Below are 13,267 nucleotides of genomic sequence, written 5' to 3' on the forward strand. Positions count from 1 at the left end.
TGCCCCCGATCTCAGATACCCCCGACCTCCTGCGACGTACGTGCGCGTCCGCGAGATGTCGTGGCGGCGGTGATCGTGACCAGCCTGGCGGTGCAGCGTTCTTTCGATCTGCAGGGAAGGACCCCTCTTGGCTGCCTCGCGCACCCCTTCTGCTCCGTCCGCCGACGCCATCGCGAACCGCACCGCGTCGCGCCGCGTCTCCTTCGCCAAGATCCACGAGCCCCTCGAGGTCCCCGACCTCCTGGGCCTCCAGACCGAGAGCTTCGACTGGCTCCTCGGGAACGAGGCGTGGCAGGCGCGCGTCGCCGCGGCGAGCGCCGCCGGCCGTGAGGACGTCCCCGCGACGTCCGGTCTCGAGGAGATCTTCGAGGAGATCTCGCCGATCGAGGACTTCGGGTCCTCCATGTCGCTCTCCTTCTCCAACCACCGCTTCGAGCCGCCGAAGTACACCGCGGACGAGTGCAAGGAGAAGGACTTCACCTACGCCGCGCCGCTCTTCGTCACGGCCGAGTTCGTCAACTACAACACCGGCGAGATCAAGAGCCAGACGGTCTTCATGGGCGACTTCCCGCTCATGACCGAGCGCGGCACCTTCATCATCAACGGCACCGAGCGCGTGGTCGTCTCGCAGCTCGTCCGGTCGCCCGGCGTGTACTTCGAGCGTGCGGCCGACAAGACGAGCGACAAGGACATCTTCTCCGCGAAGATCATCCCGTCCCGCGGCGCGTGGCTCGAGTTCGAGATCGACAAGCGCGACGCCGTCGGCGTGCGCGTCGACCGCAAGCGCAAGCAGTCCGTCACGGTGCTCCTCAAGGCGCTCGGCCTGTCCGAGTCCGAGATCCGTGAGCAGTTCGCCGACTTCCCGTCCGTGCTCGACACGCTCGAGAAGGACCACGTCCACACGCAGGACGAGGCGCTCGTCGACCTGTACCGCAAGATCCGCCCGGGCGAGCCGCCGACCGTCGAGGCCGGCCGCGCCCTGCTCGAGAACTTCTACTTCAACCCCAAGCGCTACGACCTCGCCAAGGTCGGCCGCTACAAGGCGAACAAGAAGCTCGGCATCGACGCGCCGCTGACCGACTCGACGCTGTCGGTCTCCGACGTCGTCGCGACGATCAAGTACCTCGCGGCCCTGCACGCCGACCACGCGAGCATCCCGGGCAGCCGCGGCGGCGAGACCGTGGACGTGCGCGTCGAGACCGACGACATCGACCACTTCGGCAACCGTCGCATCCGCGCCGTGGGCGAGCTCATCCAGAACCAGGTCCGCACCGGCCTGTCCCGGATGGAGCGCGTCGTGCGCGAGCGCATGACGACGCAGGACGTCGAGGCGATCACGCCGCAGACGCTCATCAACATCCGCCCGGTGGTCGCGTCGATCCGCGAGTTCTTCGGCACGTCGCAGCTCTCGCAGTTCATGGACCAGAACAACCCGCTCGCCGGCCTGACGCACAAGCGTCGCCTGTCGGCGCTCGGCCCGGGTGGTCTGTCCCGCGACCGCGCGGGCATGGAGGTCCGCGACGTCCACCCGTCGCACTACGGCCGCATGTGCCCGATCGAGACCCCTGAGGGTCCGAACATCGGCCTCATCGGCTCGCTCGCGTCGTACGGCCGCATCAACCCGTTCGGGTTCATCGAGACGCCGTACCGCAAGGTCACGGACGGCAAGGTCACGGACGAGGTCGTGTACCTGACGGCCGACGACGAGGACCGCCACATCATCGCCCAGGCGAACCAGGTGCTGAACGCCGACGGCTCCTTCGCGGACGAGCGCGTGCTCGTGCGCACCAAGGGCGGCGAGGTCGAGATCGTGCCCGGCGGGCAGGTCGACTACATGGACGTCTCGCCGCGCCAGATGGTGTCGGTCGCCACGGCGCTCATCCCGTTCCTCGAGCACGACGACGCCAACCGCGCGCTCATGGGCGCGAACATGCAGCGCCAGGCCGTGCCGCTGGTGCGCTCGGAGGCCCCGCTCGTCGGGACCGGCATGGAGTGGCGCGCCGCGGTCGACGCGGGCGACGTCATCGTCGCGACGAAGCCCGGTGTCGTCACCGAGGTCTCCGCGGACCTCATCGTCGTCGCGAACGACGACGCGACCACGTCGAGCTACCGCGCCGCGAAGTTCCGCCGCTCGAACCAGGGCACGAGCTACAACCAGCGCGTGCTCGTCGACGAGGGCCAGCGCGTCGAGGTCGGCTCCGTCCTCGCGGACGGCCCGGCGACGGACGAGGGCGAGCTCGCGCTCGGCCGCAACCTCCTCGTGGCGTTCATGTCGTGGGAGGGCCACAACTACGAGGACGCGATCATCCTCAGCCAGCGCCTCGTGCAGGACGACGTGCTCTCGTCGATCCACATCGAGGAGCACGAGGTCGACGCGCGCGACACCAAGCTCGGCCCGGAGGAGATCACGCGGGACATCCCGAACGTCTCCGAGGACGTGCTCGCGGACCTCGACGAGCGCGGCATCATCCGCATCGGTGCCGAGGTCGGCGCAGGCGACGTCCTGGTCGGCAAGGTCACCCCGAAGGGCGAGACCGAGCTGACGCCGGAGGAGCGCCTGCTCCGCGCCATCTTCGGCGAGAAGCGCGCGAGGTGCGCGACACCTCGCTCAAGGTGCCCCATGGCGAGTCCGGCACGGTCATCGGCGTGCGCGAGTTCAACCGCGAGGACGGCGACGAGCTGCCGGCCGGCGTGAACCAGCTCGTGCGCGTCTACATCGCGCAGCGCCGCAAGATCACCGACGGCGACAAGCTCGCCGGTCGTCACGGCAACAAGGGCGTCATCTCGAAGATCCTGCCCGTCGAGGACATGCCGTTCCTCGAGGACGGCACGCCGGTCGACGTCGTCCTCAACCCGCTCGGCGTCCCCGGGCGCATGAACGTGGGCCAGGTCCTCGAGACCCACCTCGGGTGGATCGCGAAGCAGGGCTGGGACATCACGCTCGCCGACGGCGAGGACCTCGCCTGGAAGGAGAACGTCCCCGAGATCGCGGCGTCCTCCGAGCCGGGCCGCCCGGTCGCGACGCCGGTCTTCGACGGCGTCCAGGAGGACGCGCTGACGGGCCTGCTCTCCTCGACCGTCCCGAACCGCGACGGCGACCGCATGGTCGGCGGCGACGGCAAGGCGCGCCTGTTCGACGGGCGCTCGGGCGAGCCGTTCCCGGACCCGGTGTCGGTCGGCTACATGTACATCCTCAAGCTCCACCACCTGGTCGACGACAAGATCCACGCGCGCTCGACCGGCCCGTACTCGATGATCACGCAGCAGCCGCTGGGTGGTAAGGCGCAGTTCGGCGGTCAGCGCTTCGGCGAGATGGAGGTGTGGGCCCTCGAGGCGTACGGCGCCGCGTACACGCTCCAGGAGCTCCTGACGATCAAGTCGGACGACGTCCCCGGACGCGTCAAGGTCTACGAGGCGATCGTCAAGGGCGAGAACATCCCCGACTCGGGCATCCCGGAGTCCTTCAAGGTGCTCCTCAAGGAGATGCAGTCGCTGTGCCTGAACGTCGAGGTGCTCTCGAGCGACGGCGTCCAGATCGAGATGCGGGAGTCCGACGACGACGTGTACCGCGCCGCGGAGGAGCTCGGCATCGACCTCTCCCGGCGTCCGAACGCCGCCGCGAGCGTCGACGAGATCTGATCTCGGGCCGGCGGGGGCGGTGCCCCGGTCCACGACCGCGCACCGTCCCCGCCCCGCCCGCACCCACCCCGTCTTCAACCGTTTTATGGCGTCGGTCCCGGCCTCCGGCCGCGGACCGGCAGACGAAGGAAGTAGGACATCTTGCTCGACGTCAACGTCTTCGACGAGCTGCGCATCGGCCTGGCCACGGCCGACGACATCCGTGCCTGGTCGCACGGTGAGGTGAAGAAGCCCGAGACCATCAACTACCGCACCCTCAAGCCCGAGAAGGACGGCCTCTTCTGCGAGAAGATCTTCGGCCCCACCCGGGACTGGGAGTGCTACTGCGGCAAGTACAAGCGCGTGCGCTTCAAGGGCATCATCTGCGAGCGCTGCGGCGTCGAGGTGACGCGCTCGAAGGTGCGCCGTGAGCGCATGGGCCACATCGAGCTCGCCGCGCCGGTCACGCACATCTGGTTCTTCAAGGGCGTGCCCTCGCGCCTCGGCTACCTGCTCGACCTCGCCCCGAGGACCTGGAGAAGGTCATCTACTTCGCGGCGTACATGATCACGTCGGTCGACGACGAGGGTCGCCAGGAGGACCTGCCCAACCTCCAGAACGAGATCGACCTGGAGAAGAAGGAGATCGCGGACCGCCGCGACAACGACATCACGCCCGCGCGCAGAAGCTCGAGGCCGACCTGGCCGAGCTCGAGGCCGAGGGTGCCAAGGCCGACGCGCGCCGCAAGGTGCGCGACTCCGCCGAGCGCGAGATGGCCTCGCTGCGCAAGCGTGCCGACGCCGAGCTCGACCGCCTCGAGCAGGTCTGGGACCGCTTCAAGAACCTCAAGGTCGCCGACCTCGAGGGCGACGAGATGCTGTACCGCGCCCTGCAGGACCGCTACGGCACGTACTTCGAGGGCTCGATGGGCGCCGCGGCGATCCAGAAGCGCCTCGAGAACTTCGACCTGGAGGCCGAGGCCGAGTCGCTGCGCGAGACGATCCGCACGGGCAAGGGGCAGCGCAAGACGCGTGCGCTCAAGCGCCTCAAGGTCGTCAACGCGTTCCTCACGACGACGAACTCGCCGACGGGCATGGTGCTCGACGCCGTCCCGGTCATCCCGCCGGACCTGCGCCCGATGGTGCAGCTCGACGGTGGCCGCTTCGCGACGAGCGACCTCAACGACCTGTACCGCCGCGTGATCAACCGGAACAACCGCCTCAAGCGTCTGCTCGACCTCGGGGCGCCGGAGATCATCGTCAACAACGAGAAGCGGATGCTGCAGGAGGCCGTCGACTCGCTGTTCGACAACGGCCGCCGCGGCCGCCCGGTCACCGGGCCGGGCAACCGACCGCTGAAGTCCATCTCGGACATGCTCAAGGGCAAGCAGGGCCGGTTCCGCCAGAACCTGCTCGGCAAGCGCGTCGACTACTCGGGCCGTTCGGTCATCGTCGTCGGCCCGCAGCTCAAGCTGCACCAGTGCGGTCTGCCCAAGCAGATGGCGCTCGAGCTGTTCAAGCCGTTCGTCATGAAGCGGCTCGTGGACCTCAACCACGCGCAGAACATCAAGAGCGCCAAGCGCATGGTCGAGCGCGCGCGCCCGGTCGTGTGGGACGTGCTCGAGGAGGTCATCACCGAGCACCCCGTGCTGCTCAACCGCGCGCCCACGCTGCACCGCCTGGGCATCCAGGCGTTCGAGCCGCAGCTCGTCGAGGGCAAGGCGATCCACCTGCACCCGCTCGTGTGCGCCGCGTTCAACGCGGACTTCGACGGCGACCAGATGGCCGTGCACCTGCCCCTGAGCGCCGAGGCGCAGGCCGAGGCCCGCATCCTCATGCTCTCGAGCAACAACATCCTCAAGCCGTCGGACGGCCGCCCGGTGACCATGCCCTCGCAGGACATGATCATCGGTCTGTACCACCTGACGAGCGACAAGTCCGAGACCGAGGGCGAGGGTCGTGCGTTCGGGTCCGTGGCCGAGGCGATCATGGCCTTCGACCAGGGCACCCTCGACCTCAACGCGCCGGTCAAGATCCGCATGACGGACCTCGTGCCGCCGGTGTCGGGCTTCGAGGCGCCGAGGGCTGGGAGCCCGGTCAGCCGATCCTGTTCGACACGACGCTCGGCCGCGCGCTGTTCAACGAGACGCTGCCGGTCGACTACCCGTACGTGAACTCGGTGGTCGACAAGAAGCGCCTCTCGGCGATCGTCAACGAGCTCGCGGAGCGGTACCCGAAGGTCGAGGTCGCGGCGTCGCTCGACGCGCTCAAGGCGGCCGGCTTCCGCTGGGCGACCCGCTCGGGCGTCACGATCGCGATCTCGGACGTCGCCACGCCGGCGGCCAAGAGCGAGATCCTCGAGCAGCACGAGGAGCGCGCGCTCAAGGTCCAGCAGCAGTACGACCGCGGTCTGATCACGGACGACGAGCGCCGTCAGGAGCTCATCGAGATCTGGACCCAGGCGACGGACAAGGTCGCGTCGGTCATGCGGGAGAACCTCGAGGCGAACGACCGCAACACGGTCTACCGCATGGTCGGCTCGGCGCCGTGGCAACTGGATGCAGGTCCGCCAGATCGCCGGTATGCGCGGTCTCGTGGCGAACCCGAAGGGCGAGATCATCCCGCGCCCGATCAAGTCCAACTACCGCGAGGGCCTGTCTGTCCTCGAGTACTTCATCGCGACGCACGGCGCCCGCAAGGGTCTGGCGGACACCGCGCTGCGGACCGCCGACTCGGGCTACCTCACGCGTCGTCTCGTGGACGTGTCGCAGGACGTCATCATCCGCGAGGAGGACTGCGGGACGGAGCGCGGCCTGACCCTGCCGATCGCGGAGGAGCTCGCGGGCATCCTCGTCCGCCACCCCAAGGTGGAGACGAGCGTGTACTCGCGCACCCTCGCGGCCGACCTGGTCGACGCCGACGGCAACGTCATCGCGGCGGCGGGCGACGACGCGGGCGACGTCCTCATCGACGCCGCCGTCACGGCGGGCGTGCGCGAGGCGAAGGTCCGTTCCGTGCTCACGTGCGAGTCGCGCGTCGGGACGTGCGCGAAGTGCTACGGCCGTTCGCTCGCGACGGGCAAGCTCGTCGACATCGGCGAGGCCGTGGGCATCATCGCGGCCCAGTCGATCGGCGAGCCGGGCACGCAGCTGACGATGCGTACCTTCCACACCGGTGGTGTGGCGTCGGCCGACGACATCACGCAGGGTCTGCCGCGTGTCACGGAGCTCTTCGAGGCCCGCACCCCCAAGGGTGAGGCGCCCATCGCGGAGTTCCCGGGCCGCATCACGATCGACGACAGCGAGCGCTCGCGCCGTCTGGTGCTCACGCCGGACGACGGCTCCGAGGAGATCGCCTACCCGGTGACCAAGCGTGCGCGCCTGCTCGTGCAGGACGGCGACCACGTGGGCGTCGGCACGCAGCTGGTGCAGGGTGCGGTGGACCCGAAGAAGGTCCTGCGCATCCTCGGCCCGCGCGCACGCAGAAGCACCTGGTGGACGAGGTCCAGGAGGTCTACCGCTCGCAGGGCGTGGACATCCACGACAAGCACATCGAGGTCATCGTGCGCCAGATGCTGCGCCGCGTGACCGTGCTGGACTCCGGCGACTCCCACCTCCTGCCGGGCGAGCTCGCCGAGCGTGGCCGGTTCGAGGACGCGAACCGCCGGGCCGTGGCGGAGGGTGGCCAGCCGGCCTCCGGCCGTCCCGAGCTCATGGGCATCACCAAGGCGTCGCTCGCCACCGACTCGTGGCTCTCGGCCGCCTCCTTCCAGGAGACGACCCGCGTGCTCACCGAGGCGGCGATGAGCGGTCGTCGTGACCCGCTGCTCGGCCTCAAGGAGAACGTCATCATCGGTAAGCTCATCCCGGCCGGTACGGGTCTGCCCCGCTACCGCAACGTCGAGGTCGAGCCCACCGAGCAGGCGAAGACCGAGCTCTACCCGAGCTTCGGCTACGACGAGATCGACTTCCCGGCGCTCGGCATGGGCTCCGGCGAGGCGATCCCGCTCGAGGACCTGGACTTCGGCGACTACCGCTGACGTCCGCACCTCGGTGCGCACCTGACGGGTGCCCGACGACGCAGGCTCGCCCTGCGGACGTCGGGCACCCGTCCGCGTCAGGGGACCTGCACCTTTGACTACCCCGGACGCGGCAGGTAGCCTGGTAAACCGTGCCCGCGCCGTCGGGCCCTCTGTGATGTTCCTCGCGGCTCGCGCCCGCGTCGATGCCTCGCCTCGACGCACACCGCGCCGCACTGGTGATCTCCGGACGGGTCGATGTGAGTGCGCGAGCACTCCGGACCCCGTCCGTCCCGCGCCCGGCGCTCGACGGCCGGCCCGGACCATCGAGCCGGTGGTAGGTGGCTGCGTGCGACGCACAGCGTTGCGGGCGCCGCGTGCGATCGGCGCCCGAAGCCAGCACGACCACAGGCCGGGGATCGCCCCGGCGCAGCTCGAGAAGACACGGAGACGTAGTGCCTACGATCCAGCAGCTCGTCCGCAAGGGGCGGACCTCGAAGGTGGGGAAGTCCAAGACCCCCGCCCTCAAGGGCTCCCCGCAGCGGCGCGGTGTGTGCACGCGCGTGTACACCACCACCCCGAAGAAGCCGAACTCCGCGCTGCGCAAGGTCGCTCGCGTGAAGCTCTCCTCCCAGGTCGAGGTCACGGCCTACATCCCCGGCGTCGGCCACAACCTCCAGGAGCACTCCATCGTGCTCGTGCGCGGCGGTCGTGTGAAGGACCTCCCCGGTGTGCGCTACAAGATCGTGCGCGGCGCGCTCGACACGCAGGGCGTGAAGAACCGCAAGCAGGCCCGCAGCCGCTACGGCGCCAAGAAGGAGAAGAGCTGATGCCTCGCAAGGGCCCGGCCCCGAAGCGGCCGCTCATCGTCGACCCGGTCTACGGGTCGCCCGTCGTCACCCAGCTCATCAACAAGGTGCTGCTCGACGGCAAGAAGTCGACCGCCGAGTCGATCGTCTACGGCGCCCTCGAGGGCGTCCGGTCGAAGACCGACGGTGACCCCGTCGTCGTCCTCAAGCGCGCGCTCGAGAACGTGCGCCCCGCGCTCGAGGTCCGCTCGCGCCGCGTCGGTGGCGCCACCTACCAGGTCCCGGTCGAGGTCCGCCCCGCGCGCGCCACGACCCTCGCGCTGCGCTGGCTCACGGACTACTCGCGCGCCCGCCGCGAGAAGACCATGACCGAGCGCCTCATGAACGAGATCCTCGACGCCAGCAACGGCCTCGGCGCCGCGGTCAAGCGTCGCGAGGACATGCACAAGATGGCGGAGTCCAACAAGGCCTTCGCCCACTACCGCTGGTAGTCCGCCCGACCGGCCCCGTGGACGCACGTCCCCGGGGCCGTCGGCGGGTCCCCGGCCGGCCAGCCCGGTCCGAGCAGCGCCTCCGACTCAACCCACCTAGCGAGGGAAACAGACCGTGGCACTTGACGTGCTGACCGACCTGAACAAGGTCCGCAACATCGGCATCATGGCCCACATCGATGCCGGGAAGACCACGACCACCGAGCGCATCCTGTTCTACACGGGTGTGAACTACAAGATCGGTGAGACGCACGACGGCGCGTCGACGATGGACTGGATGGAGCAGGAGCAGGAGCGCGGCATCACCATCACGTCGGCCGCGACGACCTGCTACTGGAAGAACAACCAGATCAACATCATCGACACGCCCGGCCACGTCGACTTCACGGTCGAGGTCGAGCGCTCCCTGCGCGTGCTCGACGGCGCCGTCGCCGTCTTCGACGGCAAGGAGGGCGTGGAGCCGCAGTCGGAGACGGTGTGGCGCCAGGCGGACAAGTACAACGTCCCGCGCATCTGCTTCGTCAACAAGATGGACAAGCTCGGTGCGGACTTCTACTTCACCGTGAAGACCATCGTCGAGCGCCTCAAGGCGAAGCCGCTGGTCATCCAGCTGCCGATCGGCTCGGAGAACGACTTCACCGGCGTCGTCGACCTGCTCGAGATGAAGGCGCTGGTCTGGCACGGCGAGACCAAGCTCGGCGAGGCGTACGACACCGAGGAGATCCCGGCCGACCTCGTCGAGAGCGCGGAGCAGTACCGCAACGAGCTGCTCGAGGCCGTCGCCGAGGCGGACGAGGAGCTGCTCGAGAAGTACCTCGGTGGCGAGGAGCTGACGATCGCGGAGATCAAGTCCGGCATCCGCAAGCTCGTCATCGCCGGCGAGGCGTTCCCGGTGCTCTGCGGCTCCGCGTTCAAGAACAAGGGCGTGCAGCCCATGCTCGACGCGGTCATCGACTACCTGCCGTCGCCGCTCGACGTCCCCGCGATCGAGGGCCACGACGTCAAGGACGAGGAGAAGGTCGTCGAGCGTCACCCCGACGCCAACGAGCCGTTCTCCGCGCTGGCGTTCAAGGTCGCCTCGCACCCGTTCTTCGGCAAGCTCACCTACGTCCGCGTCTACTCGGGCAAGGTCGAGCAGGGCGCCCAGGTGCTCAACTCGACGAAGAACAAGAAGGAGCGCATCGGGAAGCTCTTCCAGATGCACTCCAACAAGGAGAACCCGGTCCCCGACGCCACCGCGGGTCACATCTACGCGTTCATCGGTCTCAAGGACGTCACGACCGGTGACACGCTCACCGACCCGGCGAACCCGGTGATCCTCGAGTCGATGACGTTCCCCGAGCCCGTCATCGACGTCGCGATCGAGCCGAAGACGAAGGCGGACCAGGAGAAGCTCTCCACGGCGATCCAGAAGCTCGCCGAGGAGGACCCGACGTTCCGCGTCAAGCTGGACGACGAGACCGGCCAGACCGTCATCGGCGGTATGGGCGAGCTGCACCTCGACATCCTCGTGGACCGCATGCGTCGCGAGTTCAAGGTCGAGGCGAACGTCGGCAAGCCGCAGGTCGCGTACCGCGAGACGATCCGTCGCAAGGCGGAGAAGATCGACTACACGCACAAGAAGCAGACCGGTGGGTCCGGGCAGTTCGCGAAGGTCCAGGTGACCTTCGAGCCGCTCGACACCAGCGAGAACGAGCTCTACGAGTTCGAGAACGCCGTCACCGGTGGTCGCATCCCGCGCGAGTACATCCCGAGCGTCGACGCCGGCATCCAGTCCGCGATGGAGCTCGGCGTGCTCGCCGGCTTCCCGCTGGTCGGGGTGAAGGCGACGCTGCTCGACGGCGCCTACCACGAGGTCGACTCCTCGGAGATGGCGTTCAAGATCGCCGGCTCGATGGTCCTCAAGGAGGGCGTCAAGCGGGCGGACCCGGTTCTGCTGGAGCCGGTGATGGCGGTCGAGGTGCGCACGCCCGAGGAGTACATGGGCGACGTCATCGGCGACATCAACTCACGTCGTGGAATGATCCAGTCCATGGAGGACGCGACGGGTGTGAAGGTCGTCCGGGCGCAAGTACCGTTGTCAGAGATGTTCGGGTACATCGGTGACCTCCGGTCCAAGACGCAGGGTCGCGCCGTGTACTCGATGCAGTTCGACAGCTACGCCGAGGTTCCTCGGAACGTTGCCGACGAGATCATCAAGAAGACCCGGGGCGAGTGAGTCCCCACAGGTCGAAGACCCGCACAACCATCAACCTGTAGGCAACCGCAACGCCCCGCGGATGTAGGATCTCTCGGTCGACATTCGCAACGTTCGGCACATCTACCCAAGTCCCAGGAGGACCCCAGTGGCTAAGGCCAAGTTCGAGCGGACCAAGCCGCACGTCAACATCGGCACCATCGGTCACGTCGACCACGGTAAGACGACGCTGACGGCGGCGATCTCGAAGACGCTCGCGGACAAGTACCCGGACCTGCCGGCGAACGTGCAGCGCAACTTCGACGAGATCGACGCGGCTCCCGAGGAGAAGCAGCGCGGTATCACGATCAACATCGCGCACATCGAGTACGAGACGCCGAAGCGTCACTACGCGCACGTCGACGCTCCTGGTCACGCCGACTACATCAAGAACATGATCACCGGTGCCGCCCAGATGGACGGCGCGATCCTCGTGGTCGCCGCGACCGACGGTCCGATGGCGCAGACGCGTGAGCACGTGCTCCTCGCCCGCCAGGTCGGCGTGCCCTACCTGCTGGTCGCGCTCAACAAGGCGGACATGGTCGAGGACGAGGAGATCCTCGAGCTCGTCGAGATGGAGGTGCGCGAGCTCCTCTCCTCGCAGGAGTTCGACGGCGACAACGCGCCGGTCGTGCGCGTGTCGGGCCTCAAGGCGCTCGAGGGCGACCCCGAGTGGACCGCCAAGGTCATCGAGCTCATGGAGGCCGTCGACGAGAACGTGCCGGAGCCGCAGCGCGAGCTCGACAAGCCGTTCCTCATGCCCGTCGAGGACGTCTTCACGATCACCGGTCGTGGCACCGTCGTCACCGGCAAGGTCGAGCGTGGCACGCTGGACCTCAACTCGGACGTCGAGATCGTCGGCATCCGCGCGCCCCAGAAGACCACGGTCACGGGCATCGAGACGTTCCACAAGCAGATGGACCAGGCCCAGGCCGGCGACAACACCGGTCTGCTCCTGCGCGGCATCAAGCGCGAGGACGTCGAGCGCGGCCAGGTCGTCGTGAAGCCGGGTTCGATCACGCCGCACACCAACTTCGAGGCGCAGGTCTACATCCTGGGCAAGGACGAGGGCGGCCGTCACAACCCGTTCTACTCGAACTACCGTCCGCAGTTCTACTTCCGCACGACGGACGTCACCGGCGTCATCACGCTGCCCGAGGGCACCGAGATGGTCATGCCCGGCGACAACACCGAGATGACGGTCGAGCTGATCCAGCCGATCGCCATGGAGGAGGGCCTCGGCTTCGCCATCCGTGAGGGTGGCCGCACCGTGGGCTCCGGCCGCGTCACCAAGATCCTCAAGTGATCTGACGCTGCCCGTCGGCAGCGAGCTGCGAGGGCCCGGTACCGTCAGGTGCCGGGCCCTCGTGCGTCCGGTGCGGGGGGCGGGGGAGGAGTCGCCGGGTCCCGACTTGGACTCCTGCGCGCCCGTGTGGCAGACTGTTCAGGTTGCCTGATACGGGCGCGCTCTTTCACGTGTCGAACAGTGTGTTGAACCGGTCCTCGCGGCGCGAGGACGGACACCGGGTCCCTTACGGCCCGGGTCTGCGGGTTGAGCTCTCTGTCGACACGGATCGAGCACCCCGCGGGACGCACGTTCCGAGCAGGCTCGACAAACGTTGTGGCCACGCTGCAGCGCCGTGCGCGAGCACGGTGCGCGGCGGTTCACATATCCAACGGCCCCGCGCCTTCCCGGCGTGTGCGCCAGGTGCGTCGCGACTACGCGACACGCCCGAGCGCGGGGGTCGGACAGCTAGCGGTTCGAGAGAGAGAGTCAGACGACGCCATGGCGGGACAGAAGATCCGCATCCGGCTCAAGTCCTACGACCACGAGGTCATCGACAGCTCGGCGCGCAAGATCGTCGACACGGTGACGCGCGCTGGTGCAACGGTCGTGGGTCCGGTGCCGCTGCGACGGAGAAGAACGTCTTCACCGTCATCCGGTCGCCTCACAAGTACAAGGACAGCCGCGAGCACTTCGAGATGCGCACGCACAAGCGGCTGATCGACATCATCGACCCCACGCCGAAGGCGTCGACTCGCTCATGCGTCTCGACCTGCCGGCCGACGTGAACATCGAGATCAAGCTCTGAGGC

At 68.2% G+C, this 13,267-nt stretch carries 4 protein-coding genes and 3 pseudogenes; all 7 read left to right on the forward strand.

Translation table 11 applies throughout. The features are described from left to right. The first annotated feature begins 127 nt into the window (after positions 1-127). A pseudogene (gene rpoB, locus BJF88_RS13495) lies at positions 128-3,639 on the forward strand (DNA-directed RNA polymerase subunit beta). A gap of 141 nt (positions 3,640-3,780) precedes the next feature. Next, positions 3,781-7,656 (forward strand): annotated as a pseudogene (locus BJF88_RS13500) (DNA-directed RNA polymerase subunit beta'). Between the two features lie 434 nt (positions 7,657-8,090). After that, a complete protein-coding gene (rpsL, locus tag BJF88_RS13505) occupies positions 8,091-8,465 on the forward strand; it encodes a 30S ribosomal protein S12 (RefSeq protein WP_021479869.1) in 375 nt (124 codons plus the stop codon). Continuing rightward, a complete protein-coding gene (rpsG, locus tag BJF88_RS13510; protein WP_075829203.1) occupies positions 8,465-8,935 on the forward strand; it encodes a 30S ribosomal protein S7 in 471 nt (156 codons plus the stop codon). The genes rpsL and rpsG overlap by 1 nt, the downstream gene beginning before the upstream one ends. A 115-nt stretch (positions 8,936-9,050) precedes the next feature. After that, positions 9,051-11,153, forward strand: a complete 2,103-nt coding sequence (gene fusA / locus BJF88_RS13515; RefSeq protein ID WP_075829204.1) for an elongation factor G — start codon at positions 9,051-9,053, stop codon at positions 11,151-11,153. 127 nt (positions 11,154-11,280) lie between these two features. Then, a complete protein-coding gene (tuf, locus tag BJF88_RS13520; protein ID WP_075829205.1) occupies positions 11,281-12,477 on the forward strand; it encodes an elongation factor Tu in 1,197 nt (398 codons plus the stop codon). Positions 12,478-12,957: 480 nt separating this feature from the next. Next, positions 12,958-13,264, forward strand: a pseudogene (gene rpsJ / locus BJF88_RS13525) (30S ribosomal protein S10). Positions 13,265-13,267 lie beyond the last annotated feature (3 nt).

The sequence above is a fragment of the Cellulosimicrobium sp. CUA-896 genome, from assembly GCF_001942335.1.
In the GTDB taxonomy this organism is placed as follows: Bacteria; Actinomycetota; Actinomycetes; order Actinomycetales; family Cellulomonadaceae; genus Cellulosimicrobium.